The following is a 25,940-nucleotide window of genomic DNA, read 5'->3' as shown; positions in this document are numbered from 1 at the left end:
CCCGCCCTGCGCCCAACCAGCTGAAGGCACCTCCCACCCATGCGCATCGACAACCTGCCTTTCGGCACCACCGACTGGTCTGACATCACCCCGACCCGCCACCCCGGCGACACCGGGGAAGCCCTCTGGCGCACCCGCCAGTTCGGCGACATCCGCGTTCGCATGGTGGAGTATTCTGCCGGGTACCTCGCCGATCACTGGTGCACCAAAGGGCACATCCTTTTTGTGCTGGAAGGCGAGTTGCATACCGAGCTGGAAGACGGCCGGCATTTCGTGCTCCGCGCGGGCACGAGCTACCAGGTCGCCGACCAGGCCGAGCCGCACCGTTCGTCCACCCCGACCGGGGCGCGGCTTTTTATTGTTGACTGAGTCGAGCCAACCCGACTCCCCACACACCAAGAGAACATCATGAACTGGGCCATTTCCCGCCGGGCGCAACAGCTGACCAGCTCGGCTATCCGCGAAATCCTGAAAGTGACCGAGCGTCCGGAAGTTATTTCCTTCGCGGGCGGCCTGCCGTCGCCGGCCACCTTCCCGGTAGCGGCCATGGAACAGGCGGTGGCCCGGATCTTCGCCGACAACCCGCAAGCCGCCCTGCAGTACGCCGCCACCGAAGGCTACATGCCGCTGCGCGAATTCATCGCCAAGCGCCATCACGTGGACGTGGAGCGCGTGCTGATCACCACCGGCTCGCAGCAGGCGCTGGACCTGATCGCCAAGGTGTTGATCGACCCGGGCAGCCCGGTGCTGGTGGAAACGCCCAGCTACCTCGGCGCGCTGCAGGCCTTTTCGCTGTTCGAGCCCGAGTTCGTCTCGGTGCCGGGCGACGACAAGAGCCTGCTGCCGGAAGCGCTCACGCCCGAGCTGACCGCAGGCGCGCGCTTCCTCTACGCCCTGCCCAACTTCCAGAACCCCACCGGACGGCGCATGCCGCTGGAGCGCCGCCAGGCCCTGGTGGCCCGCGCCCGCGAGCTCGGCGTGCTGCTGGTCGAGGACGATCCCTACGGCGAACTGAGCTATTGCGGCGACCAGCTGCCGAGCCTGCTGTCGATGAACCCCGACGGCGTGATCTACATGGGCTCGTTCTCCAAGATCCTGGCCCCCGGCCTGCGCCTGGGCTTTGTGATCGCCCCGCCCGACCTGCACTTCAAGCTCTGCCAGGCCAAGCAGGCATCGGACCTGCATACGCCCAGCTTCACCCAGCGCCTTGCCTATGAAGTGGTGCGCGATGGCCTGCTGGACTCGCACATCCCCACCATCCGCACGCTCTACGCGGCGCAGTGCCAGGCCATGCTGGATTCGCTTGCGCGCCACATGCCCGAAGGCGTGACCTGGAACGCGCCGGAAGGCGGCATGTTCATCTGGATGGAGCTGCCCGAGGGCCTGGACAGCATGGAGATCCTGCAGGAAGCGGTCAACCGCAATGTGGCCTATGTGCCAGGCGCGCCGTTCTACGCCAGCAACCCGCGCCGCAATGCGCTGCGCCTGGCCTTTGTCACGGTGGCGCCAGAGCGCATCGAGCAAGGCGTGGCCATCCTCGGCACGCTGTTCCGCGAAGCCATCGCCAAGCACGCGCCGCAAGCCAAGGCTGCCTGAGCGTCGCTTGAACGACACGCATGGCACGCAGACGTCTGCCGGCTGATACCGGGCTGGCGGGCTTCATGGCAAGATAACGGCCATCGCCTGTCAGTCCGGGCCACGAACGCGCAGGCATTGCGCATGCGCGGCCCACGCCTTGAGGAGAAGGTTTTCGTGCTGCGTATCTGGGGTCGACTCTCATCGATCAACGTGCAAAAAGTGGTCTGGTGCGCGCGCGAGCTGCACCTGGACCACGAACGCATCGACATTGGCGTCAGCGAGGGCGACCTCGACACCGAGGCCTATGTCCGGCTCAACCCCGACCGCAGCATCCCGGTGATCGAGGATTTCCGCGGCACCGACGTGGGCGGCGAGCCCTTTGTGCTGTGGGAATCCAACGCCATCGTGCGCTATCTTTGCGCGCACGACGGCGAGGACACCCTGTGGCCCGGCAACGTCAAGGCGCGCGCGCTGGCCGACCGCTGGATGGACTGGCAGACCAACGCCTTCAGCCCGGCCATGGTCGACGCATTCCGCCACTTGGTGCGGCTGCCCGCCGAGCAGCGCGACGCCGACCTGATCGCCCGCTCCCTGGAACGCACCGAACCGCTCGCGGCCCGGCTCGACGAAGCCCTGGCGCAGCGTGAATTCATCTGCGGCGACCGCTTCACCATGGCCGACATCCCGGTTGCCTGCGCCGCGCACCGCTGGCTGGGCCTGCCTGTCACACACCAGCCCCGCCCGCACCTTGAGCGCTGGGCAGTGGCCATGCGCGCACGGCCTGCCGCCCGCACCATCCTGACGCTGCCGCTGGTCTGAGCCGCCCCCTTATTTGCCGATTTGCCCGCTGATTTACCTGCTGATTTACCTGCTGTTGCGCCCGCCCGACACCGCCGCAAGCACCCCCAGCCCGATCAGCGCGCCGCCCGTCAGGTAGCGGCCCACGGCCTGCGCGCCCCTGGCGCGCGCGAGCAGGGGCAACAACGCCGCCGCGGCCAGCACATAGCAGCAATCGGTGGTGGCGGCGATCAGGACGAAGGTGCCGCCCAGGGCCGCGCTCTGCGGCAGCGCCGCAATGGCCGGGTCCATGAACTGCGGCAGGAAGGCCGCGAAGAACAATGTGGTCTTGGGGTTGAACAAGGCCACCACGAAGCCATCGCGAAACACCCGCCGCAGCCCGGCGCTGCCTGCAGCCGGGTCCGTCTGCGCAGCAGCGGCCGGTCGCGCGCGCAGCGCCCGCACCCCCAGGTAGACCAGGTAGGCCGCGCCGGCGTACTTCATCACGGCAAAGGCCAGCGACGACACCGCGAACAGCGCCGCCAGCCCCAGCGCGGCCGCCAGCACATTGACCAGGTTGCCCAAGACCACGGCCGTCACCGAAGCCAGGCCGGCAAGCCGGCCTAGCGACAGCGTGCGCGCGACGATGTAGATCACCGCCGGCCCCGGCGTCACCGCAAGCAACAGGCTGGACAGCAGGAAAGCGGCAAGCACGTGACCGCCGGGTAGGATGTGCAGCATGGCAATGCGCCTTCGGAAACAGGAACGCCGCCTTTCATGCCGGGCCGGTCAGCCTATCGGCAGCGCCAAGGCGCAAAAGGACGACCGGCACATTCTGCCACCACGGGCCTGGCCAGCATACATTTGCGTATCGAGTGGTTTGGAGTACTCTGCCAATCAGGCAGCGAGTGCGCCAACCTGCCCCCAGGCAAACCCTGATCCATGAATCCCGCTCACGATGGCGGTGACCGGATTTAGGGTAGCGCGGCAGGAACCCATCCTTAAAATCCGAAGTTTGCTGGTCGCGCGGCGGGCAGGTTGGCAATGCGCGCCCGGACAAAAAGACGATACGGCAGCCTGGGCTAATACAAAAGAAACCTGTCGCCCCAACCAGAGGAGGACTCATCGTGTGGACTCAAGTCTATGACCCGTTAGGCAGCCTGGCATTGTCCACGCTGGCAGCGGGGATTCCCGTCGCCGTACTGCTGGCGGCGCTAGCCTTCTTTCACCTGCAGGCCCACCTGGCCGCGGGGCTGGCCCTGGTGGTCGGCGTGGTCATTGCCTCCGCGGTGTTCGGCATGCCCGCCGCGATGGCGGGCAAGGCTGCCGGCCTGGGCATCGCATCGGGCCTGTTCCCGATCGGCTGGATCGTGCTGAACATCATCTTCCTGCACCGGCTGACCACCATCAACGGCTCCTTCAAGGTGCTGCAGAACTCAATCTCCGGCATCACCGAAGACCGTCGCCTGCAACTGCTGCTGGTGGCCTTCAGCTTTGGCGCTTTCTTCGAAGGCGCCGCCGGCTTCGGCACGCCGGTGGCGGTCACAGGCGCCATCCTGATCGGCCTCGGTTTCTCGCCACTGGCGGCATCCGGCCTGGCGCTGATCGCCAATACCGCGCCAGTGGCCTTCGGTGCGCTGGGCGCGCCGCTGATCGGCCTGTCCGCGGTGACGGGCCTGGACCTGCTGCATCTGTCGGCCATGGTCGGCCGGCAGCTGCCCTTCTTCTCGGTGCTCGTGCCGTTCTGGCTGATCTGGGCCTTTGCCGGCTTGCGCGGCATGCTGGCGATCTGGCCGGCGATCCTGGTGGCCGGCGTCACCTTTGCCGTGCCGCAATTCCTGGTGTCGAACTACCACGGCCCCTGGTTGGTGGACGTGATTGCCGCGCTGGTGTCGATGGGCTGCCTGACGCTGTTCCTGAAGGTCTGGAAGCCCAAGGAAATCTGGACCTCCACGCGCATCCTCGGCCGCAAGGACGACTCCAAGGTCGACGACCCTGAAGCGGTAGCCGCCGAAGCCCGCGCCAGCGCCGCCTCCGCCGGCATCTCGGTGGTCAAGGCCTGGATGCCCTGGGTGATCCTGACCGTGTTCGTCTTTGTCTGGGGCGTGCCGGAATTCAAGAAGCTGATGGACGGCCTGTGGCAATGGAAATTCCCCATCCCCGGCCTCGACAAAGCCGTGTTCAAGGTGCCGCCGGTGGTGCCGAAGGCCACTGCCGAAGGCGCCGTCTTCACGTTCAACGTGTTGTCGATGGCCGGCACCGGCATCCTGGTCTCCGGCATTCTCGGCGGCCTGCTGATGGGCTATTCCGTGCCGCGCCTCGTCAAGGAATACTGGGAGACCATCAAGCTGGTGAAGTATTCGCTGCTGACCATCTGTGCGATGTTCGGCGTGGGCTACCTGACCCGTTACTCGGGCCTGGATGCCACGCTGGGCCTGGCCTTTGCCCACACGGGCGTGCTCTACCCGCTGTTCGGCACCATGCTGGGCTGGCTGGGCGTAGCGCTGACCGGGTCCGACACCGCCTCCAACGTGCTCTTTGGCGGCCTGCAGAAAACCACGGCCGAGCAGCTGGGCCTATCGCCGATCCTGATGGCCTCGGCCAACAGCTCGGGCGGCGTGATGGGCAAGATGATCGATGCGCAGTCCATCGTGGTGGCGTCCACCGCCACCAAGTGGTACGGACACGAAGGTGAGATCCTGCGCTATGTGTTTTTCCACTCGATCGCGCTGGCGATCCTGGTGGGGCTGTTCATTACGCTGCAGGCGTATGTGCATCCGTTCACGCAGATGGTGATTCACTGAGCTGGCAAACCAGCGGCCATGAAGAACCCCCGCCCCTTGCAGGCGGGGGTTTTCTTTACAGCGATGGCAATGGCGATGACCACGGCCCTCAGGTCATCAACCGGTAAGCCAGCCGCGCCGCAGCCCGAGCGCCGCAAGTGTCGCGGTCATAGAGCGGATTGAACTCCGCCAGGTCCGCCACGCGCAGCTTGCCGCTGGCTCGCACCAGCGCCACCACCTCCTCGACCACGGGCAGCGGCACGCCATAAGGGGCGGGCGCCGAGACTGCCGGCATGACTGCCGCCGGCAGTACGTCGAGGTCGATCGTGAGGTAGACGTGATCGACCGCATCCATCAGCCCGTGCAACTCGGCAAGCCGCGCGTCCAGGTGCCGTTCCTGCATCTGCACGTCCTCGACGTAGTGCACGCCGAGCGCCTTGGCATGCGCGAACAGCGCGGCGGTATTGCCGAGCCGGCTGACGCCCAGGCAGGCGTATTCGAAGCGCTCGCCGCGCTCATGGCAGGCCTGCGCGATCTGGTCGAAGGGCGTGCCCGAACTGCCGGGACGGCCGGTGCGCAGGTCGAAGTGCGCATCGAGGTTGATCACCAGCACGCGGCCGTGGTCGCCGCGCGCATCGAGATGCGTGCGCAGCCCCTGCCAGGTGCCCCAGGCGATCTCGTGGCCACCACCGAGCACCAGCGGGAATGCACCCTGCGCCAGTTCGGCTGCGACCGCTGTTGCCAACGCTTGCTGCGCCGTCTCGAGATCGCCATCGTGGCAGACGACGTCGCCCGCATCGTGGAACGCCTCCAGGCCATGGGCCGGGATGCCGGCCAGCGCGCGGCGGATCTCGCGCGGGCCACCCGCCGCGCCGCCGCGGCCTTGGTTGCGCAGCACGCCGGCGTCGCAGCAAAAGCCCAGCAGCACGGGCGCGCCGGGCACGCGTTCGGTGCCTTGCGCGCGCACGACATTGAACAGCCGGCGCGTGTCGCCCAGCTCGCCCGCATCGCTGCGGCCGTGCCAGATGCTGCCCGGCGCCGCGGCCGTTGGATCCCTTCCGCTCATGACAAGCGGCGACCCAGGGTTTCCGGCACCATCGCCAGGCCGATCAGCGAGACCAGACCGCAGCCGATCACGTAGAACGCGGGCGCGTTGGGATTGGCGGTGAGATGGATCAGCTCGGTCGAGAAGAACTGCGCGAAACCACCGAAGATGGCGATCGCCACGCAGTAGGCAATCGACAGGCCGGTGGCGCGCATGCGCTGCGGCAGCACCTCGCTGACCAGCACCATCGACGCAGGCGAAGTCATCGACATCGGCACCGAAAGGCAGCCCACCACCAGCAGCAGGCGCGTCAGGCCGGGCTCGGCGTTGATCAGCACGAAAGCGGGATAGATCATCAGCAGCAAGGCCACGCGCGACCACAGCACCACCGGGCGCCGCCCCACCCGGTCGCTCAGCCAGCCCGCGAACGGCGACAGCACGACCTGCACGGCAGCGGCCACGCAAGCGGCCCAGATGCCCAGCGACAGCGGCATATGCAGCTGGCTGACGGCATAGTTGCTCAGGTAATACACCACGATATAAGTCGACGAAGCCACACCGATCATCAGCAGGATGCTGGCCACCAGCGCACGCCCGTGCTCACGCAGCAGTTGCAGCGTGGAGCCGCGCTCCGACTCGCCGGCAGCTGGCGCCGTCTCTTCCAGGCGGCGGCGAATCACCAGGCCCACCGGGATCACCAGGATGCCGATCACGAAGGCCAGGCGCCAGCCCCATGCCTCCAGTGCCTGCTGCTCCAGCACGTTGCTGAGCAGCAAGCCAACCAGAGCGCCGAACAGCGCCGCCAGGCCCTGGCTGAACGGCTGCCAGCTGGTGTAGAAGCCGCGCGAGCGGTCGTCGGCATACTCCAGCAGCAGTGCCGTGGAGGCCCCCATCTCCCCGCCGATGGCAAAGCCTTGCACCAGGCGCGCGAGCAGGATCATGATCGGCGCGAACATGCCGATCTGCGCATACGTCGGCGTCACCACGAAGATCACCGAGCTCAGGCCCATCAGCCAGAGCGTCAGCGCCACCGCCGGCTTGCGCCCGACACGGTCGGCATACATGCCGATCAGCAGGCCGCCCAGCGGGCGCATCAGGAAGCCAACGCCGAAGGTGGCGAAAGACAACAGCAACTGCCCGGTGGGATCGGAAACCGGGAAATACAGCCGGCCGATCAGCGTGGCGAAGAAGCTGTAGACCACGAAGTCGTAGAACTCCAGGCCATTGCCGATAGTAATGGCAGCGATGGACTTGAACCTGGACAGCGGCTGGGCCGTGGCGGCATGTGGGGCCGCGATGCCGGCAATGGTGTTGTCAATGGACATGAAGTAACTCCGAAGCAAAATAATCCTGGCCGCCCGCACGCGGGCGGTGAGCGCAACCCAGACAGGGTGTTCGTCGCGCCACTACGGCAGCGCGCGTGGCTGGCGTGCGCTGCCCGCTACCCTGGCATCCGGCTAGACGGATGCCAGGCAACGCGGCCCCTGCCGAGGCAGGGCCCGCGCATGTATCAGTCCGCCGCAAAGGAGGAAGCAGGCGCACCCTCCTGGCCGCGCGGCCGTCCCCAGCACCACCACGCCACCACCAGCAGCATCAGCCACACCGCGCCCACCAGCAGCGCTGCGCGGGTCTGCGGGAACCAGCCAAGCACGCCGAAGATGAACAGCATGAAGGCGATGGCCGCGAGCGGCGCTACCGGCCAGAACGGCACGGGGAACTTCAGCGCCGCCACCTCGGCGCGGCTCATGCGCCTGCGCAGGGCGACCTGCGACAGCAAGATCATCAGCCACACCCAGACCGTGGCAAAGGTGGCGATGGAGGCGATCAGCGTGAACACGTCCTCGGGCATCACGTAGTTGAGCACCACGCCGGCCAGCAGCGCGAAAGCCATCACCACCACCGTCATCCAGGGCACGCCCTTGCGCGATACGCTGGCGAAGATGCGTGGCGCCTGCCGTTGCACCGCCATGCCGTAGAGCATGCGGCCAGCGCCAAAGATGTCGCTATTGATGGCGGATACCGCGGCAGAGATGACCACGACATTGAGCAACGCCGCGGCCGAGCCAATGCCCAGCCGGCTGAAGATCTGCACAAAGGGGCTGCCCTCGCTGCCGATGCGGTGCCAAGGATAAAGAGACATCAGCACTGCCAGCGTCAGCACATAGAACAGCAGGATACGCAGGGGCACCGCGTTGATCGCACGCGGAATCACGCGCTCCGGGTCGCGCGCCTCGCCGGCCGTGATGCCGATGATCTCGATGCCGCCAAAGGCGAACATCACCACGGCAAACGAGGCGATCACGCCAGCAATGCCGTTGGGCATGAAGCCGCCGTGCGCCCAGAGGTTGTGGATGCCGGTGGCAACGCCGCCGTCGGCCATGCCGAAGCCGAACAGCATGATGGCAACGCCGCCGCCGATCATCGCGACGATGGCGCCGACCTTCAGCAGCGAAAGCCAGAACTCCAGCTCACCGAATACCTTGACGCTGAGCAGGTTGAGCCCGCCGATCAGGAACACGATGCCAAGCACCCAGATCCAGCGCGGCACGTCCGGGAACCAGAAGCCCATGTAAATACCGAAGGCAGTCACGTCCGCCAGGCAAACGACGATCATCTCGAAAGCATAGGTCCAGCCAAGCAGGAAGCCCGCCAGCGGTCCCAGGCCGGTGCTGGCGTACTGGCCGAACGAACCCGCCACCGGATTGCGCACCGCCATCTCGCCCAGCGCGCGCATCACCATATAGACTGCGGCGCCGCCGATCACGTAGGCCAGCAGCACCGCCGGTCCGGCGGCCTGGATGGCCGAGGCCGAACCGTAAAAGAGCCCTGTGCCGATGGCCGATCCGAGCGCCATGAAGCGGATATGACGCGCGCTGAGGCCACGCTGCAGGCCTTGCGACTGCTCTTGCATTGATTTGTCTCCGAATCTTTATTTTTTATCGCGCCCGGGGCGCGGGGTGCTGCGTGGCAGGCGTCCCACCCCCGGGCGTCATGCCCCAAGCCTCAGAGGCTGGGCAGCAACCGCGCCGGCAGCAGCGCGTTCAGGGTGCCGGCCGCCAGCAACCGGCTCGCCGTCTCGATATCCGGCGCGAAGAAGCGATCCTTCTCGTAGTAGGGCACTTCGGCGCGCAGCAGGCTGCGTGCTTGTTCGAGCTTGGGCGAGCTCTTCAGGCCTTCGCGGAAGTCCAGGCCCTGGCAGGCGCCCAGCCACTCCACGGCAAGGATGCCGCGCACGTTTTCGGCCATCGCCCACAGGCGCTTGCCGGCATTCGGCGCCATCGATACGTGGTCTTCCTGGTTGGCCGAGGTCGGCAGGCTGTCGACGCTGTGCGGATGGGCCAGTGCCTTGTTATCGCTGGCCAGCGCCGCGGCGGTGACCTGGGCGATCATGAAGCCCGAGTTGACGCCGCCGTTCGCTACCAGGAAAGGCGGCAGCTGCGACATGTGCCGGTCCATCATCAGCGAGATGCGGCGCTCCGACAGCGAGCCGATTTCGGCGATGGCCAGCGCCAGGTTGTCGGCGGCCATCGCCACCGGTTCGGCGTGGAAATTGCCGCCTGAGATCACATCGCCTTCGGCGGCAAACACCAAGGGGTTGTCCGAGACCGCGTTGGCCTCCACTTCCAGGACCTCGGCTGCCTGACGCAGTTGCGTCAGGCAGGCACCCATCACCTGCGGCTGGCAGCGCAGCGAATAGGGATCCTGCACCTTGTCGCACTGCGCATGCGAACGCGCCAGCTCGCTGGTATCGGTCAGCAGGCCGCGATAGGTGGCGGCCGCGTCGATCTGGCCACGCTGGCCGCGCACCGCATGAATGCGCGCGTCGAAGGGCGCGCGCGAGCCGAGCATGGCCTCGACGCTGAGGCTGCCGCAGACCATGGCCGCGGCAAACAGATCCTCGGCCTCGAACAGGCCGCGCAGCGCGTAAGCGGTGGATACCTGGGTGCCGTTGAGCAGGGCCAGGCCTTCCTTGGCGGCCAGGGTCAGCGGCTCCAGGCCGGCACGGGCCAGCGCCTGGCGCGCCGGCAGCCATTCGCCCTGGTACCGGGCACGGCTTTCGCCCAGCAGCACCAGTGACATATGCGCCAGCGGCGCCAGGTCGCCAGAGGCGCCCACCGAGCCCTTGAGCGGGATATGCGGATAGACCTCGGCATTGACCAGGGCGATCAGCGCATCGATCACCTTGCGGCGGATGCCGGAAAAGCCGCGCGCCAGGCTATTGATCTTTAGCAGCATGATCAGGCGGACCATGGCGTCGTCGAGCGGCTCGCCCACACCGGCAGCATGCGACAGCACCAGCGAGCGCTGCAGGTTCTCCAGATCCTCGCGGGCGATGCGAGTCTGCGCCAGCAAGCCGAAGCCGGTATTGATGCCATAGGCGGTCCGGCCTTGCGCAACGATGTTCTCGACGCAGGCCACGCTGGCGGCGATGGCCTCGGCAGCCCCGGCATCCAGGCTCACGCGCAGCGGCTGCAGATAGGCCTGGCGCAGCTGCGCCAGGGTCAGTTGACCAGGTTTGAGGTTCAGCACGTTCACGTTCAGGCTTCCTTCTTGCTGTTGAGCATCGGCAGGTTCAGGCCCTGCTCGCGTGCACAGTCGATGGCGATGTCGTAGCCGGCATCCGCATGGCGCATCACGCCGGTAGCGGGATCGTTGTGCAGCACGCGGGCAATACGCGCGGCCGCTTCGTCGGTGCCGTCGCACACGATCACCACGCCCGAATGCTGCGAGAAGCCCATGCCCACGCCGCCGCCGTGATGCAGCGAGACCCAGGTCGCGCCGCTGGCGGTATTGAGCAGCGCATTGAGCAGCGGCCAGTCGGACACGGCGTCGGAGCCGTCCTGCATGCTTTCCGTTTCACGGTTGGGGCTGGCGACCGAGCCGGAGTCGAGGTGGTCGCGGCCGATCACCACCGGTGCCGACAACTCGCCACTGCGCACCATCTCGTTGAACGCCAGGCCAAGCTTGGCGCGCAGGCCAAGGCCAACCCAGCAGATACGCGCCGGCAGGCCCTGGAAGCTGATGCGCTCGCGCGCCATGTCCAGCCAGCGGTGCAGGTGCGCATCGTCGGGGATCAGCTCCTTGACCTTGGCGTCGGTCTTGTAGATGTCCTGCGGATCGCCGGACAGCGCGGCCCAGCGGAACGGGCCGACACCGCGGCAGAACAGCGGGCGGATGTAGGCGGGCACGAAGCCAGGAAAATCGAAGGCATTCGCCACACCCTCTTCCTTGGCCATCTGGCGGATATTGTTGCCGTAGTCGAACGTGGGCACGCCCATCTTCTGGAAGTCCAGCATGGCCTGCACATGCAGCGCCATCGATTGCTTGGCGGCCTTGACCACACGAGCCGGCTCGGTCTGCGCGCGGTCGCGGTACTGGCCCCAGGTCCAACCCGCCGGGAGGTAACCGTTGAGCGGATCGTGCGCGCTGGTCTGGTCGGTGACCATGTCCGGGCGCACGCCGCGGCGCACCAGTTCGGGCAGCACTTCGGCGGCGTTGGCGCACAGCGCGATGGAAACGGCGCGGCCTTCGGCGGTGTACCTGGCGATGCGCGCCAGCGCGTCATCGAGGTCGGTGGCCTGTTCATCGACATAGCGGGTGCGCAGGCGGAAATCGATGCTGGTCTGCTGGCACTCGATGTTCAGCGAGCAGGCGCCGGCCAGCGTGGCGGCCAGCGGCTGCGCGCCGCCCATGCCGCCCAGCCCGGCGGTCAGCACCCAGCGGCCCTTGAGGTTGCCGTCGTAGTGCTGGCGCCCGGCTTCCACGAAGGTCTCGTAGGTGCCCTGCACGATGCCCTGGCTGCCGATATAGATCCAGCTGCCGGCGGTCATCTGGCCGTACATGGCCAGGCCCTTGGCGTCGAGCTCGTTGAAGTGTTCCCAGGTGGCCCAGTGCGGCACCAGGTTGGAATTGGCGATCAGCACGCGCGGCGCGTTGCTATGGGTCTTGAACACGCCGACCGGCTTGCCGGACTGCACCAGCAGGGTCTCGTCGTCGTTCAGCGTCTTGAGCGTCTCGACGATCTTGTCGTAGCACGCCCAGTTGCGCGCGGCGCGGCCGATGCCGCCGTACACCACCAGCTCCTTAGGGTTCTCCGCCACTTCCGGGTCGAGGTTGTTCATCAACATGCGCAGCGGCGCTTCGGTCTGCCAGCTCTTGGCGTTCAGTTGGTTGCCGCGCGGGGCGCGGATCTCTACATCGCGAAAGCGGTCGGTGTTGCTCACGGGAACTCCCTGGGTCAGTAAGGCCGGCTCGAACCGGTCTGTTCAGCCATGCTAGGTATGTATAGTGTTGTATAGACAAGCTAGGATAAATTGGGGTATTCCCGGAGACAAGCCGCATGCATGGGCAAGAAAGTGCACCTATGATTACTAAAATGATGGGAGCGACGTAAAGTGCTCGCCGTTCCGGAGCACGCACCCAGGCACCGCGACGGGGACGACCCGCCCGCGGGTACGGACATCGGCGATGCGCAAGCGCGGTATGATGTTCCTGATCCGCCGCATGCCCATGGCATCGATACGGCCCTCGCGAGCACGCCTGCGACCCGGACAAGGCGATCGCCGCGCAACCCCCCTGGACTCCCATGCTGATGCGTTTCCTGGAACGGCTGATCGACCCGTTCCGCGCCCTCCCCGACACCCAGCCGCCCAGCCAGATCTGGCGCTTCTACGCCTATTTCCTGCGGGAAGTGTGGCCGGTCTTCGCGCTGCTGCTGGGCGTGGGGCTGGCTGGCGCGCTGATCGAAGTCTCGCTGTTCGGCTTTCTCGGCCGCCTGGTCGACCTGGCGCAAGCAACGCCGCCCGCCGATTTCTTCGCGCGCCACCGTGTCGAGCTGGTGTGGATGGCGGTGGTGGCGCTGCTGCTGCGTCCGTTCTTCAACGGCCTGCACGACATCCTCGTGCACCAGGTCATCAACCCTAGCCTGGGCAACCTGGTGCGCTGGCAGAACCACCGCTACGTCCTCAAGCAGAGCCTGTCGTTTTTCCAGAACGACTTTGCCGGGCGCATCGCGCAGCGCATCATGCAGACCGGCTTCTCGCTGCGCGATTCAGCGGTGCAGGCCGTGGATGCCATCTGGCATGTGTTGATCTACGCGGCCAGCTCCCTCTACCTGTTCGCGCAAGCCGACTGGCGCCTGATGATTCCCCTCGTGGCGTGGATCGCTTGCTACGTGGCCGCCATGCTGTACTTCACGCCACGCGTGAAGGCGCGCTCGGTTGCCGCCACCGGCGCGCGCTCGCGGCTGATGGGACGCATCGTCGACGGCTATACCAACATCACCACGCTCAAGCTGTTCGCCCACACGCGCCATGAAGAGGACTACGCGCGCGAAGCCATGGCCGACCTGACCGACAAGGCACGCCTGTCCGGGCGCATGGTCAGCGCCATGGACTTCACTGTGACCTCCCTCAATGGCCTGCTGATCGCCGGTACCACGGGACTGGCGCTGTGGCTATGGAGCCAGGGCCATGTCAGCGTTGGTGCGATTGCGCTGTCGAGCGGGCTGGTGATCCGCATCGTCAGCATGTCGGGCTGGATCATGTGGGTGATCAGCGGCATCTTCGAGAACATCGGCCAGGTGCAGGATGGCCTGCAGACCATCGCCGTGCCGCGCACGGTCGGCGACCGCGACAACGCGCAAGCGCTGCGCGTCACGCGCGGCGAGGTGCGCTTCGAAGGCGTGGGCTTTCACTACGGCAAGGGCTCGGGCGTGATCGAGAACATCGACCTGGTGGTGCGCCCGGGCGAGAAGATCGGCCTGGTCGGCCCCTCCGGCGCCGGCAAGTCGACGCTGGTCAACCTGCTGCTGCGGCTGTACGACGTGGAGCAAGGACGCATCCTGATCGACGGCCAGGACATCGCCAGCGTCACGCAGGAAAGCCTGCGCGCGCAGATCGGCATGGTGACGCAGGATACGTCGCTGCTGCACCGCTCGATCCGTGACAACCTGCGCTACGGCCGCCCCGGCGCCAGCGAGGCCGAACTGCTCACCGCGGCCAACGACGCCCATGCCGGCGAGTTCATTCCACGCCTGCGCGATGCGCATGGGGCAACGGGGCTGGATGCGCAGGTAGGCGAGCGTGGCGTGAAGCTGTCAGGCGGCCAGCGCCAGCGCATTGCCGTGGCACGGGTGCTGCTGAAGAACGCACCGATCCTGATCCTGGACGAAGCCACCTCGGCGCTGGACTCCGAAGTGGAAGCCGCCATCCAGGAAAACCTGGAGACGCTGATGCAAGGCAAGACGGTGATCGCCATCGCGCACCGCCTGTCCACCATCGCGCGCATGGACCGGCTGGTGGTGCTGGAGGACGGGCGGATCGCCGAGAGCGGCACGCATGCGGAGTTGCTGGCGCGTGGGGGGCTGTATGCGCGGTTGTGGGCGCATCAGACTGGGGGGTTTGTGGGGGTGGAGTAGAGGTTTGATGTGGGGGGTGTTGATTGATATGGCGTTGGTTTTTGCACCCAAGGTGCCGTACGGCATTGCCCTTGCGGGGTTGGTCGCTGTTTCTTTGAGCGGCGTTGGTTTTTGGACCCAAAAGCCATACGACATCGCCCTTGCGGGGTTAGTCGCTGTCTCTTTGTGCGGCGTTGGCTTTTGCACCCAAGGGCCATACGACATCCCCCTGCGGGGGCTGCCGGTCACTTTTCTTTGACCGGCAAAGAAAACTAACGAAAAGAAAGCCGCCCTGCCGGGAGCAGAGCAATAAGGCTTATGTGGGGCGGTGGTTGCGTCGTACGGCCCGGAGTGTTGGCTGGCGTGTCCAACCGGCTTGGAGGTCATCGCTACGGCATGACCCAATGGTCACGGGGTGGTGCCCCTGATCGCTTTGCTCGGTGCGCGTTCGGGCATCTGCCGTTCGCGGTGCGCAGCGCCGCGATCCTGCCTGCCTTGGTGGTTTCGTGGTTTTGTCTCTGGCGGCGGGCGCCCGGCTATTTGATGCCCTGCCGTACCGGCGCGAGCGGTGCCTTACTCTCAACTCCCCTGGTTTCGTGGTGGGCACCGTGGCCCGTGCGCGAGGGCCGCGCTCACACACACGTTCGGACATCACCGCGCTCGTCCTCCGAGACAAAACCACGAAACCAGCCACACCCGAAACGGCGCAGCACTTCGCCCCGCGAACGGCAGATGTGTGAATGGTCACCGCAAGCGAGGTCAGGGGCTGCACGACGTAACCCATGGGTCATGCAAAAATGATGTCCTTGGGGCCGGTAGGATTCGCTAGCCAGCACTCCGGGCCGTACGACGCAACCATAGAGGCAAAAACAGCCTTATTGCTCTGCTCCCGGCAGGGCGGCTTTCTTTTCGTTAGTTTTCTTTGCCGGTCAAAGAAAAGTGACCGGCAGCCCCCGCAGGGGGATGTCGTATGGCCCTTGGGTACAAAAACCAACACCGATCAAAGAAACAGCAACCAACCCCGCAAGGGAGATGTCGTACGGCTCTTGGGTCCAAAAACCAACGCCGTAAAAAAACAGCCAACAACCGTATCCTCAAACCAACCCCATCACCCCCGCCCCAGCCCCCAACGCCACCAGCACCAGCGGATGCACCTTCGTCTTGAGCATCAGCACGATGGTGACCACGGTCACCGCCACGGCGGTCCAGCGGTGATCCACGCTCGCGGCAAGGATCCAGCCGGTGGAAAACAGCAGCCCGATGGTCAGCGTGGCAAGGCCGCGCCGGATCAGGCCGGGCCACCGCGCCTGCGGCGAGCGGCCGGCGAAATACTCGAAGCCGAGCGCGATCACGCTGGATGGCCCGCAGATGCCGATCATGCCGACGATGGCGCCGGCCAGGCCGGCCACCTGCCAGCCGAACAAGGCAACGAACAGGATGTTCGGCCCGGGCGCGGCCTGTGAGATGGCATACATGGCGGAGAACTGCGCGTCGCTCATCCAGGCGTTCGACTCCACCAGGAAGCGATGCATGTCGGGAATCGTGGTGCTGGCCCCGCCGATGGCAAGGAACGACAGCATCAGGAAATGCGTGAGCAGGCTGGAAAGCACGTTCGGTGAGCTCATTGCCGCGGCTCCCCGGGTACAGGTGGCACGGGTGGCACGGGTGGCACGGGCGGCATGGACGACACCTCGATAGCAGCCAGCGCCTGTGCGCGCCGCGCAAGCTGCTCGCTGCGCCACTCCAGCACCAGCCCCATCGGCACCAGCACCGCCATCACCGGCACCAGCGGCCAGCGCAACAGCCCGATGCCGACAAACGCCGCGCCGCCGATCATCAACCCGCGCACGGTGCGCGGCTGGCTCTGCGCCAGCTTGAAGCCGGTCGACAGCACCAGGCCCGCCGACACCGCCGTCATGCCCGTGAGCATGCGCTGCACCGCCGCCACGTCACGGTAGTGCTCGTACAGCAGCATCAGCGCCAGCACGCCCACCATCGGCACCATCACCAGCCCCGCAAAGGCCGCCAGCGCGCCGCGCAGTCCGGCAAAGCGCAAGCCCAGCATCAGGGCGAGGTTGATCACGTTGGGGCCGGGCAGCACCTGCCCGAGGCTGAGCAGTTCGACAAATTCGCGGTCGCCCAGCCAGCGGTTGCGGTCGACCACGGCACGCCGCACGAACGGCAGCACGCCGCCGAAGCCGGACAGCCCCATGCGGGCGAATTCGATAAACAGGCGCCGCGGCGTAGGTGGGGGTGCTAGCGCTACCATCGGATCGTCGCCGGTGGGAGAGGGAGTAACTGGCATCGCTTGTAACGGGAGAGGCATGGCCGCCGGGGCGGTCCGGCATGCCGGGAAAGAAAAAGGCCCCGCGCATTGTCGCGCAGGGCCAGTTCGGGTGGACGCGGCTTAGTTGCCGCTCGCCGGCGGCACGATCCGTACCGGCTCGATGCTAGGCTCCTTGAGCTTGAGATCCAGCGCGCGGCCCTTGCGGGCGCGCTTGCCCACATAAGGCAGCAGCAGCTGGCCGTAGAGCTTCTGCGAGCTCGGCTTGCCGCCACGTCCGGCACCGGACACCACCAGCCCAGGGGCGCCCACGGCAATCGCCTGCTGCAGCGTCTCCTTGGGTTCCAGCTCCATCAGTATCACGCCGCGGCCACCGGCCGAGAGCGACTTGATCTCGTCGAGCGCAACCAGCAGCATGCGGCCGTTGGCCGACAGGCAGGCCACGTGCGTGGCCTCCTCGCCGATCGGCGCGGGCAACAGCGGCGCGTCGCCCTCGTCCAGCGTCAGGTAGGCGCGGCCGCCCTTCTGCCGGCTGACCATGTCGCCGACCTTGGTCTGGAAGCCATTGCCGCCGCGCGTGGCGATCAGCAGGCGCTGGTCGACGCTGCCGGCAAAGGTGTGGGCGATCTGGCTGCCGGGCTGCAGCTCGATCAGCGTGGTCACTGGCACGCCATCGCCGCGCCCGCCCGGCAAGCCGGCCACCGGCACCGTGTAGGCGCGGCCATTGGTGCCGAACACCAGCATCACGTCCACGCTGCGGCACTCGAAGGTGCCATAGAGCGTATCGCCCGCCTTGAAGGTGAACTGCTGCGCGTCATGGCCGTGTCCCTGGCGCGTGCGCACCCAGCCCTTCTGGGAGACCACCACGGTGACGGGCTCGTCGACCACGCGCACCTCGGCGTTGGCGCGGCGCTCTTCCTGGATCAGCGTGCGGCGCGGATCCTTGTCTTCCGGGCTGTATTGCTTGGCGTCGGTCTCGATCTCCTTGATGATGCGCCGGCGCATCATGGTCTCGGACTTGAGCAGCACATCCAGCTCGGCCTGCTCGTCGCGCAGGCTCTTCAACTCCTGCTCGATGCGCAGCGCTTCCAGCCTGGCCAGCTGGCGCAGGCGGATTTCCAGGATGTCCTCGGCCTGGCGGTCCGACAGGCCGAAGGCCTGCATCAGCGCCGGCTTGGGCTCATCGCTCTCGCGGATGATGCGGATCACCTCGTCGATATTGAGCAGCACCAGCATCCGGCCTTCGAGGATGTGGATGCGGTCTTCGACCTTGCCCAGGCGATGGCGCGTGCGGCGGGTGACGGTAGCAAAGCGGAAGGCGATCCACTCGCGCAGGATGTCGGCCAGGCCCTTCTGGCGCGGGCGGCCATCGGTGCCGATCATCACCAGGTTGATCGAGGCGCCGGACTCCAGGCTGGTGTGCGCCAGCAGCGTCTGGATGAACTCCTGCTGCTCGATGTTCTTGCTCTTGGGCTCGAACACCAGCCGCACCGGCGCGTTCTTGCCGGATTCGTCGCGCACCGCGTCGAGCACCGCCAGCATGCCTTGCTTGAGCTGCAACTGCTCGGGCGTCAGCGACTTCTTGCCCGCGCGGACCTTCGGGTTGGTGATTTCCTCGATCTCTTCGAGCACCTTTTGCGACGAGGTGCTCGGCGGCAGCTCGGTCACCACCAGTTGCCACTGGCCGCGCGCCATTTCCTCGATGATCCAGCGCGCGCGCACCTTCAGGCTGCCGCGGCCGTTCTCGTAGATCTGCGCAATGTCGGCCGCTGGCGAAATAATCTGGCCGCCGCCCGGATAGTCCGGACCCGGCATCAGCGCCAGCAGCTCGGCCAGCGTGATGTTGGGGTTGCGGATCATCGCCACGGTGGCTGCCGCCACTTCGCGCAGGTTGTGCGGCGGCACCTCGGTAGCCATGCCCACGGCAATGCCCGATGCGCCGTTGAGCAGCACGAAGGGCAGGCGCGCCGGCATCAGCCGGGGCTCTTCCATCGAGCCGTCGTAGTTGGGGATGAAGTCCACCGTGCCCTGATCGATCTCGTCGAGCAGCAGGCGCGCGATCGGCGTGAGCCGGGCTTCGGTGTAACGCATGGCCGCCGCGCCGTCGCCGTCGCGCGAGCCGAAGTTGCCCTGGCCGTCGATCAGCGGGTAGCGCAGCGAGAAGTCCTGCGCCAGGCGCACCAGCGCGTCATAGGCGGACTGGTCGCCGTGCGGGTGGAATTTACCCAGCACATCGCCCACCACGCGCGCCGACTTCACCGGCTTGGCGTCGGAGCGCAGCCCCATCTCGTGCATGGCGTACAGGATGCGGCGCTGCACCGGCTTCTGGCCATCGGCCACTTCCGGCAGCGCGCGGCCTTTGACCACGCTGATGGCGTAGTCGAGATAGGCGCGCTCGGCATAGTGCGCCAGGGTCAGCGAGTCCGCTCCGTTGTCGGGCGAACCTGGGTCAAGCGGAATGTCTTGTTGTTCCATGGATTGGCAAGAAGACGGCGCACCGCATCGTTGGCCGGTGCGCCGGTTGCATGTTGTTCGTTATGCGGTTCGTCGTATGGTTCGGGATGGGATCAGGGCATGTTGCGGCGGCCGCCGATTACCATCTTGACGCGATTGACTCCCGCCCCGCCCAACCCCGCGGGCGCGCCGCCCGGCCGGTAGAAGCGATAGAACTGCAGCACCGTGCTGACATACTGCTGGGTCTCGGGGAAAGGCGGAATCTTGTTGTTGTAGCGCTGCACCGCGCCCTCGCCCGCGTTGTACGCGGCCAGCACCAGCTCGAGGTCGTTGGGGAACAGCTCCATCAGCCAGCGCAGGTAGCGCACGCCGGCCGAGATATTGGTGCGCGGGTCAGCCAGTTTCTGCTCGACCGTGCGCCGGGCATCGGCGCTCACGCCAAAGCGCGCGCCGGTGTCGGGAATCACCTGCATCAGCCCGATCGCGCCCTTGGGCGAGACCGCGCCTGCGTTGAAGCCGGACTCTACCGCCATGACTGCCTTGACCAGCGCCGGGTCGACATTCTGCGCCGCCGCGATCTGGCGGATCATGGGCTCGACCGTGGCGATATTGGGATGGTTGACGACATAGCGGTAAAGCTTGTGCGTCTCCAGGTCGATCTGGCTGCCGGCTCCGGCTCCGGCACGGTACGGCAGCGGGTTCTTGAGCTCGCCGCCGTTCTTCATGAACAGCGTGTAGCGCTCGTCCAGTTTCTCGTCCGAGAAATGCGCCACGCCGTCGTCGTCGATATAGCCATACAACGCAGCGTGGGCCGCTGGCATGAAGCCCAGGCCGGCCAAGCCGGCCAGCAGCATGCCGGCGGCAATCCATTGCCGCGCGCGGGTGCTGCCAGGTCTGGTCTTAGCCATCGGGACTCCTTGCGTCATGCGGGTATCGAACGGTTCGATTCGTGCCGCCTAGATATCGGCGATCACCTCGTTGCCGCGCTCCTCGAGCCAGGTGCGCCGCTGCGCGGCCTCGCCCTTGCCCATCAGCATATTCATCACGCCTACGGTCTGCGGCAGGTCGAAATGGCCGAGCGCCACCGGCAACAGGCGGCGCGTGTCGGGATTCATGGTGGTTTCCCACAGCTGCTCGGCATTCATCTCGCCCAGGCCCTTGAAGCGCGAGATCTGCCAGCCGCCTTCCTTGATGCCATCCTTCATCAGCTTGTCCTGGATGGCCACCAGCTCGCCGTCGTCCAGCGCATAGAGCTTCTGGGCCGGCTTCTTGCCGCGTGCCGGCGCATCCACCCGGTAAAGCGGCGGGCGGGCCACGCACACGTTGCCGTTGTCGATCAGCCTGGGGAAATGCTTGAAGAACAAGGTCAGTAATAGCACCTGGATGTGCGCACCGTCCACGTCAGCGTCGGACAAGATACAGATCTTTCCGTAGCGCAGGTTGGACAGGTCGGGCTCATCGTTGGGGCCGTGCGGGTCCACGCCGATTGCCACCGCGATGTCGTGCACCTCGTTATTGGCGAACAGGCGGTCGCGCTCTGTCTCCCAGGTGTTGAGCACCTTGCCGCGCAGCGGCAGGATGGCCTGGAATTCCTTGTCGCGCCCCATCTTGGCCGAGCCGCCGGCGGAGTCGCCCTCGACCAGGAAGAGTTCATTGCGGGTGACGTCGGTGGATTCGCAGTCGGTCAGCTTGCCGGGCAGCACGGCCACGCCGGAACCCTTCTTCTTTTCCACCTTCTGCGCCGCGCGCGTGCGCGCCTGCGCCTGGCGGATCACCAGCTCGGCGAGCTTCTTGCCGTACTCGACGTGATGGTTGAGCCACAGCTCCAGCGCGGGGCGGCTGAAGGTGGACACCAGCTTCACCGCGTCGCGGCTGTTCAGGCGCTCCTTGATCTGGCCCTGGAACTGCGGGTCCAGCACCTTGGCGGACAACACGAACGAGGCACGGGCGAAGACGTCTTCGCTCATCAGCTTGACGCCCTTGGGCTGCAGCGCATGCATCTCGATAAAGCTCTTGACCGCCTGGAACAGGCCTTCGCGCAGGCCGGACTCGTGCGTGCCGCCAGCGGGGGTGGGGATCAGGTTGACGTAGGACTCGCGCACCGGCGCGCCATCTTCGGTCCACGCCACCACCCAGGAAGCGCCCTCGCCCTCGGCAAAGCCATCTTCCGCCGGGTTGGCGTCCGGGTCGGCGAAGTGCTCGCCTTCGAACATCGGCACCACCAGCTCGGCGCCGCTGCCCTGCGCCAGCGCTTCCACCAGGTAGCCCTTGAGGCCCTGCTCGTACTGCCAGGTCTGGCGCTCGCCGTTTTTCTCCTGCAGCAGCGTGACCTTGACGCCCGGCAGCAGCACCGCCTTGCTGCGCAGCAGGCGCTGCAGCTCGGCCATCGGGATCGCGGCCGAATCGAAATACTTCGCATCGGGCCAGACCTGCACCCGCGTGCCGCCCTTCTTCTCGCCGCGCTCGAGCTTGCGCGTGGCCAGCGGCACGGTGACGTCGCCGCCGGAGAAGGTCAGCGTGGAGCAGTTGCCGTCACGCCATACGGTCACGTCGAGACGGGTCGACAGCGCATTGGTCACGGAGACGCCCACACCGTGCAGGCCACCCGAGAAGGCATAGGCACCGCCCTTGCCCTTGTCGAACTTGCCGCCCGCGTGCAGGCGCGTGAACACGATTTCCACCACCGGAACCTGTTCTTCGGGATGGATGCCGACCGGGATGCCGCGGCCATCGTCCTCGACGCTGATGCTGCCGTCGCGGTGCAGGGTGACCATGATCTCGGAACCGTGGCCGCCCAGGGCCTCGTCGGAGGCATTGTCGATCACCTCCTGCACGATGTGCAGGGGATTGTCGGTACGGGTGTACATGCCGGGTCGTTGCTTGACCGGCTCCAAGCCCTTCAGGACCCGGATGGAGGATTCGCTGTACTGACTGATTTTGCTCGCCATGGAGTCGCTTGCTTAGTGGGATTCTCGGCCAGCCTTGGCGGGGGCGCGGTTGCCGCACGCCAGCCAGGGGGGCCGGGCAGCCTGCATTGTAATGGAAGCGGGTAGCCGTCTTGATGCCAATCGTCACCAGCAATTGCCGTGCGCGATTCGGCACATCCGGTGTCCCGGGCGGCGCCGAAGTGACGCCCGACGTCCTCCCGGGATGCGGGGTACACTCGCTCGCACCGGCGTGGCCAAGGCGGTTGCGGACCGCGCCGACAAAACTAAAACAGCACTACGCACACCCAGCCAGGATGCAGGACGCCATGCAGAACACGATTCAACCCACACCAAGAAAACCACTCACCCTCACTACCGTATTGATTTGTGGTGGCCTGCTCGTCACCTTATCGATGGGTATCCGGCACGGCTTCGGCCTGTTCAACCTGCCGATCACGCAGACCCACGGCTGGAGCCGCGAGACCTTTGCCTTCGCGCTGGCGCTGCAAAACCTGATGTGGGGCGTGACCCAGCCGTTCACGGGCGCGCTGGCCGACAAGTTCGGCGGCTTGCGCATCATGCTGGTCGGCATTGCGCTGTACGTGGCGGGCCTGGTCGTGATGGCCATGGCCACCTCCGGCACCGCCTTCGCCTCTGGCGCCGGCATCCTGATCGGCATTGCGCAGTCCGGCACCACCTACAGCGTGGTGTACGGCGTGATTGGCCGCGTGGCCAGCCCCGAGAAGCGCGTGTGGGCCATGGGCATTGCGGCGGCCGCGGGCTCGTTCGGGCAGTTCCTGATGATCCCGGTGGAGCAGACGCTGATCTCGACTGCCGGCTGGCAGAACGCGTTGTTCATCCTGGCGGTGCTGGCTTGCCTGATGCTGCCGCTGGCCCTCAGCCTGCGCGAGCCGCAGGGCGCGACGCAAGCGCCCGGCTTCCAGCAGACCATCGGCCAGGCCGTGCGCGAAGCGTTTGGCAACCGCAACTTCCAGTTGCTTACGCTGGGCTACTTCGTCTGCGGCTTCCAGGTGGTGTTCATCGGCGTGCATCTGGCGCCCTATCTCAAGGACCGGGGCCTGACCGACCCGAAGATCGCGACCGTGGCGCTGGCGCTGATCGGGCTGTTCAATGTGTTCGGGACCTATAGCGCGGGCGCGTTGGGGCAGCGCGTGCCCAAGCGCTTCCTGCTTTCGCTGATCTACATCACCCGGTCCGTGGTGATTGCCGGCTACCTGCTGCTGCCGCTCACGGCCACCAGCACCTGGGTGTTCGCCGCGATGATGGGTTTCCTGTGGCTGTCCACGGTGCCGCTGACCAACGGCATCATCGCGCAGGTGTTTGGCGTGCAGTACCTGTCGATGCTGTCGGGCGTGGTGTTTTTCTCGCACCAGATCGGCAGCTTCCTGGGCGCGTGGCTGGGTGGCTTCCTGTATGACCGGACCGGCACCTACAACACGGTCTGGATGATCGCGATCGGGTTGGGCGTAGCGGCCGCCCTGGTCAACCTGCCGATCCGCGAGCATGCGATCGCACGGCCACAAGGGGCCTCGGCATGATCACGGCACGCCCCGCCGGCCTTGCGCTACGGGCAGCAGGCTTCACGGCGCTGGCCGGGGTGCTGGCGCTGGCCTTCATGGCCTACCTGCGGCCGGCTTTCATGGTGGACCTGACGAACATGGTGCTCGCCTGGTGCGGGTGAGGATGCGCCAAAGCCGTCGGTAATGACGACGGCTGCGGCCCCCTGCAGAGCCACAGCCGCAGCGGTCCTACTGCGCCTCGGCCTTGGTCTTGGCTTCCAGCACTTCCCAGCGCTCCAGCGCCTCCAGCAGTTCCAGGTCGATCTCGTCGTGGCGGGCCGCCAGCTGCGCGGCCTTGCCCGCGTCGCTCACATACAGCGAGCCGTCCGCCAGCTGTGCGCCAACGGCCTTCTGCTCGCTTTCCAGCGAAGCGATACGCTCAGGCAGCGTGTCCAGCTCGCGCTGTTCCTTGTACGACAGCTTGACCAGGCGGTTGGCCGCACGGGCTTCGCGCGGCTTCGCGCTTTCCGCTGCGGCCTTGCCCTCGCCGCCGCGCGCGTCCTGCATGGCCGCGCTGCGCGCCGACTGGACTTGCCAGTCGGAGTAGCCGCCCACGTACTCGCGCCAGCGCCCGTCGCCTTCGGCTGCGATGGTAGAGGTCACCACGTTGTCCAGGAAGGCCCGGTCGTGGGACACCAGGAACACCGTGCCGCTGTAGTCCTGCAGCAGCTCCTCGAGCAGTTCCAGGGTGTCGATGTCGAGGTCGTTGGTCGGCTCGTCCAGCACCAGGACATTGGCCGGGCGCGCGAACAGGCGCGCCAGCAGCAGGCGGTTGCGCTCGCCGCCGGACAGCGACTTGACCGGCGAGCGCGCGCGTTCCGGCGCGAACAGGAAATCGCTGAGGTAGCTCATGACGTGCTTGCGCTGGCCGTTGATCTCGACCCAGTCGCTGCCAGGGCTGATGGTATCGGCCAGCGAGCGCTCCAGGTCCAGCTGCGTGCGCATCTGGTCGAAATACGCCACCTGCATGTTGCTGCCGTTCTTGACCGTACCGGCATCCGGCGCCAGCTCGCCCAGGATCAGGCGCAGCAGCGTGGTCTTGCCTGCGCCATTGGCGCCGATCAGGCCGACCTTGTCGCCGCGCATGATGGTGCCGGTGAAGTCGCGCACCACCATCTTGCTGCCGAAGGCTTTGCTGACATCCGTCAACTCGGAAACGATCTTGCCGGAGCGCTCGCCTTGCGACACTTCCAGCTTGACGTTGCCCTGCACGTCGCGGCGGGCCGCGCGGTCCGTGCGCATCGTCTCCAGGCGCTGGATACGCGCCACGCTACGCGTGCGGCGCGCTTCCACACCCTTGCGGATCCAGACTTCTTCCTGCGCCAGCAGCTTGTCGAACTTGGCCTGCTCGACCTGCTCGGCGGCCAGCAGCTCGGCCTTGCGCGCCTGATAGGCTGCGAAATTGCCAGGGAAGGAAATCAGCCGGCCACGGTCGAGTTCGATGATGCGGGTGGCCACCCGGTCCAGGAAGGCGCGATCGTGGGTGATCAGCAGCACGCTGCCGCGGAAGGCCAGCAGCAGGTCTTCCAGCCAGCGGATCGCTTCCACGTCCAGGTGGTTGGTCGGTTCGTCCAGCAGCAGGATGTCAGGCTCGGCCACCAGGGCCTGCGCCAGCGCCACGCGCTTTTGCATGCCGCCAGATAGCGCATCCACGCGCACATCGGCGCTCAGGCTGAGTTGCGCCAGCGTGGTTTCGACCCGCGTGCGCAAACCCCAGGCACCGGCGGCGTCGACTTCCGACTGCAGCCGGTGCAGCTCGGCCAGCGAATCCTCGTCATGGTTATCGTCCAGCCCCGCCAGCGCCGCTTCATAGGCGACCAGCAGGTCGTGGATCTTGCCCAGGCCCTGGGACACGGCGTCGAACACGGTCACACCCGCCTCGAACTGCGGCTCTTGCGGCACATACGCCGAGGTCACACCGCTCTGGCGGGCGATCAGGCCATCGTCCGGCGCGGACAGGCCGGCCACGATCTTGAGCAGCGACGACTTGCCGGTGCCGTTGCGGCCAATCAGGCCGACGCGCTCGCCGGCTTCCAGCGAGAAGTCGGCGTGGTCGAGCAAGGCCACATGCCCGAAGGCAAGCTGGGCGTCGGAAATCGAAAACAGGGCCATGG

Annotated in this window: 18 protein-coding genes and 1 pseudogene; 7 read left to right on the top strand and 12 right to left on the bottom strand. The window is 66.5% G+C overall.

What is annotated here, in order from left to right; all coding sequences use genetic code 11:
• The first annotated feature begins 39 nt into the window (after nt 1–39).
• The 3 genes from A9975_RS32575 (at nt 40) to A9975_RS32565 (ending at nt 2,397) form a co-directional block, all read left to right on the top strand.
• Nucleotides 40–369 carry a DHCW motif cupin fold protein gene (locus tag A9975_RS32575; protein ID WP_043348099.1) on the top strand — a complete coding sequence of 110 codons (330 nt, stop codon included), beginning with the start codon at nt 40–42 and terminating at the stop codon, nt 367–369.
• Nucleotides 370–408: 39 nt separating this feature from the next.
• On the top strand, nt 409–1,596 hold the full coding sequence (locus A9975_RS32570) for a PLP-dependent aminotransferase family protein (RefSeq protein ID WP_183036330.1): 1,188 nt from the start codon (nt 409–411) through the stop codon (nt 1,594–1,596).
• Between the two features lie 156 nt (nt 1,597–1,752).
• Nucleotides 1,753–2,397: a glutathione S-transferase gene (locus tag A9975_RS32565; RefSeq protein WP_183036329.1), complete on the top strand. Its 645-nt coding sequence runs from the start codon at nt 1,753–1,755 to the stop codon at nt 2,395–2,397.
• A gap of 45 nt (nt 2,398–2,442) precedes the next feature.
• Here A9975_RS32565 and A9975_RS32560 read toward each other — a convergent pair whose 3' ends face one another.
• Nucleotides 2,443–3,096 (bottom strand): LysE family translocator, encoded by a 654-nt coding sequence (locus tag A9975_RS32560; protein WP_183036328.1) that lies wholly within the window; start codon nt 3,094–3,096, stop codon nt 2,443–2,445.
• Between the two features lie 386 nt (nt 3,097–3,482).
• Between A9975_RS32560 and A9975_RS32555 the strand changes: the two genes are divergently transcribed.
• A complete protein-coding gene (locus tag A9975_RS32555) occupies nt 3,483–5,159 on the top strand; it encodes an L-lactate permease (RefSeq protein ID WP_183036327.1) in 1,677 nt (558 codons plus the stop codon).
• 88 nt (nt 5,160–5,247) lie between these two features.
• Here A9975_RS32555 and hutG read toward each other — a convergent pair whose 3' ends face one another.
• From hutG to hutU, 5 genes are all read right to left on the bottom strand, one after another.
• Nucleotides 5,248–6,204, bottom strand: a complete 957-nt coding sequence (gene hutG / locus A9975_RS32550) for a formimidoylglutamase (RefSeq protein ID WP_183036326.1) — start codon at nt 6,202–6,204, stop codon at nt 5,248–5,250.
• The gene (locus A9975_RS32545) at nt 6,201–7,508 is read right to left on the bottom strand and encodes an MFS transporter (RefSeq protein ID WP_183036325.1); all 1,308 of its coding nucleotides are present in this window, start codon (nt 7,506–7,508) and stop codon (nt 6,201–6,203) included. Before A9975_RS32545 ends, hutG begins: the two co-directional genes overlap by 4 nt.
• 185 nt (nt 7,509–7,693) lie before the next feature.
• Nucleotides 7,694–9,094: an amino acid permease gene (locus A9975_RS32540; RefSeq protein ID WP_183036324.1), complete on the bottom strand. Its 1,401-nt coding sequence runs from the start codon at nt 9,092–9,094 to the stop codon at nt 7,694–7,696.
• Nucleotides 9,095–9,186: 92 nt separating this feature from the next.
• The gene (hutH, locus tag A9975_RS32535; RefSeq protein WP_183036459.1) at nt 9,187–10,713 is read right to left on the bottom strand and encodes a histidine ammonia-lyase; all 1,527 of its coding nucleotides are present in this window, start codon (nt 10,711–10,713) and stop codon (nt 9,187–9,189) included.
• A gap of 8 nt (nt 10,714–10,721) precedes the next feature.
• Nucleotides 10,722–12,407 (bottom strand): urocanate hydratase, encoded by a 1,686-nt coding sequence (gene hutU / locus A9975_RS32530; protein WP_183036323.1) that lies wholly within the window; start codon nt 12,405–12,407, stop codon nt 10,722–10,724.
• 362 nt (nt 12,408–12,769) lie between these two features.
• On the opposite strand from hutU, the gene A9975_RS32525 reads away from it, so the two are divergent.
• Nucleotides 12,770–14,602 (top strand): ABC transporter ATP-binding protein, encoded by a 1,833-nt coding sequence (locus tag A9975_RS32525; protein WP_183036322.1) that lies wholly within the window; start codon nt 12,770–12,772, stop codon nt 14,600–14,602.
• A 1,073-nt stretch (nt 14,603–15,675) separates the two neighbouring features.
• On the opposite strand, the gene A9975_RS32520 is transcribed toward A9975_RS32525, so the two are convergent.
• The 5 genes and pseudogenes from A9975_RS32520 to A9975_RS32500 form a co-directional block, all read right to left on the bottom strand.
• Entirely contained in the window at nt 15,676–16,206 is a 531-nt protein-coding gene (locus tag A9975_RS32520; RefSeq protein WP_183036321.1) for a chromate transporter, read from the bottom strand.
• Nucleotides 16,207–16,313: 107 nt separating this feature from the next.
• Nucleotides 16,314–16,886 (bottom strand): annotated as a pseudogene (locus tag A9975_RS32515) (chromate transporter); the annotation flags it as partial.
• A 102-nt stretch (nt 16,887–16,988) separates the two neighbouring features.
• Nucleotides 16,989–19,340, bottom strand: coding sequence for a DNA topoisomerase IV subunit A (parC, locus tag A9975_RS32510; RefSeq protein ID WP_150990753.1), 2,352 nt, complete (start codon nt 19,338–19,340; stop codon nt 16,989–16,991).
• 92 nt (nt 19,341–19,432) lie between these two features.
• Entirely contained in the window at nt 19,433–20,227 is a 795-nt protein-coding gene (locus tag A9975_RS32505) for a lytic transglycosylase domain-containing protein (RefSeq protein ID WP_370565954.1), read from the bottom strand.
• A gap of 48 nt (nt 20,228–20,275) precedes the next feature.
• The gene (locus A9975_RS32500; RefSeq protein WP_183036319.1) at nt 20,276–22,267 is read right to left on the bottom strand and encodes a DNA topoisomerase IV subunit B; all 1,992 of its coding nucleotides are present in this window, start codon (nt 22,265–22,267) and stop codon (nt 20,276–20,278) included.
• 305 nt (nt 22,268–22,572) lie between these two features.
• On the opposite strand from A9975_RS32500, the gene A9975_RS32495 reads away from it, so the two are divergent.
• Both A9975_RS32495 and A9975_RS32490 read left to right on the top strand, forming a co-directional pair.
• Nucleotides 22,573–23,805, top strand: coding sequence for an MFS transporter (locus A9975_RS32495; protein ID WP_183036318.1), 1,233 nt, complete (start codon nt 22,573–22,575; stop codon nt 23,803–23,805).
• Entirely contained in the window at nt 23,802–23,948 is a 147-nt protein-coding gene (locus tag A9975_RS32490; protein ID WP_173430684.1) for a hypothetical protein, read from the top strand. The genes A9975_RS32495 and A9975_RS32490 overlap by 4 nt, the downstream gene beginning before the upstream one ends.
• Before the next feature lie 67 nt (nt 23,949–24,015).
• Here A9975_RS32490 and A9975_RS32485 read toward each other — a convergent pair whose 3' ends face one another.
• Nucleotides 24,016–25,938, bottom strand: coding sequence for an ATP-binding cassette domain-containing protein (locus A9975_RS32485; protein WP_183036317.1), 1,923 nt, complete (start codon nt 25,936–25,938; stop codon nt 24,016–24,018).
• Between the last annotated feature and the right edge of the window lie 2 nt (nt 25,939–25,940).

This window comes from Cupriavidus sp. UME77 (assembly GCF_014170355.1).
Lineage (GTDB): Bacteria > Pseudomonadota > Gammaproteobacteria > Burkholderiales > Burkholderiaceae > Cupriavidus > Cupriavidus basilensis.
This window is presented reverse-complemented; position numbering and strand designations above follow the sequence as displayed.

Excerpts from the sequence above, each read along its gene's own strand:
- A9975_RS32560 (WP_183036328.1), bottom strand. The coding sequence starts at position 3,096 with ATGCTGCACATCCTACCCGGCGGTCACGTGCTTGCCGCTTTCCTGCTG.
- A9975_RS32525 (WP_183036322.1), top strand. The coding sequence starts at position 12,770 with ATGCTGATGCGTTTCCTGGAACGGCTGATCGACCCGTTCCGCGCCCTC.
- hutG (WP_183036326.1), bottom strand. The coding sequence starts at position 6,204 with ATGAGCGGAAGGGATCCAACGGCCGCGGCGCCGGGCAGCATCTGGCAC.
- A9975_RS32520 (WP_183036321.1), bottom strand. The coding sequence starts at position 16,206 with ATGAGCTCACCGAACGTGCTTTCCAGCCTGCTCACGCATTTCCTGATG.
- parC (WP_150990753.1), bottom strand. The coding sequence starts at position 19,340 with ATGGAACAACAAGACATTCCGCTTGACCCAGGTTCGCCCGACAACGGA.
- A9975_RS32490 (WP_173430684.1), top strand. The coding sequence starts at position 23,802 with ATGATCACGGCACGCCCCGCCGGCCTTGCGCTACGGGCAGCAGGCTTC.
- A9975_RS32495 (WP_183036318.1), top strand. The coding sequence starts at position 22,573 with ATGCAGAACACGATTCAACCCACACCAAGAAAACCACTCACCCTCACT.
- A9975_RS32545 (WP_183036325.1), bottom strand. The coding sequence starts at position 7,508 with ATGTCCATTGACAACACCATTGCCGGCATCGCGGCCCCACATGCCGCC.
- A9975_RS32505 (WP_370565954.1), bottom strand. The coding sequence starts at position 20,227 with ATGGCTAAGACCAGACCTGGCAGCACCCGCGCGCGGCAATGGATTGCC.
- A9975_RS32575 (WP_043348099.1), top strand. The coding sequence starts at position 40 with ATGCGCATCGACAACCTGCCTTTCGGCACCACCGACTGGTCTGACATC.
- A9975_RS32570 (WP_183036330.1), top strand. The coding sequence starts at position 409 with ATGAACTGGGCCATTTCCCGCCGGGCGCAACAGCTGACCAGCTCGGCT.
- A9975_RS32485 (WP_183036317.1), bottom strand. The coding sequence starts at position 25,938 with ATGGCCCTGTTTTCGATTTCCGACGCCCAGCTTGCCTTCGGGCATGTG.
- A9975_RS32500 (WP_183036319.1), bottom strand. The coding sequence starts at position 22,267 with ATGGCGAGCAAAATCAGTCAGTACAGCGAATCCTCCATCCGGGTCCTG.
- A9975_RS32540 (WP_183036324.1), bottom strand. The coding sequence starts at position 9,094 with ATGCAAGAGCAGTCGCAAGGCCTGCAGCGTGGCCTCAGCGCGCGTCAT.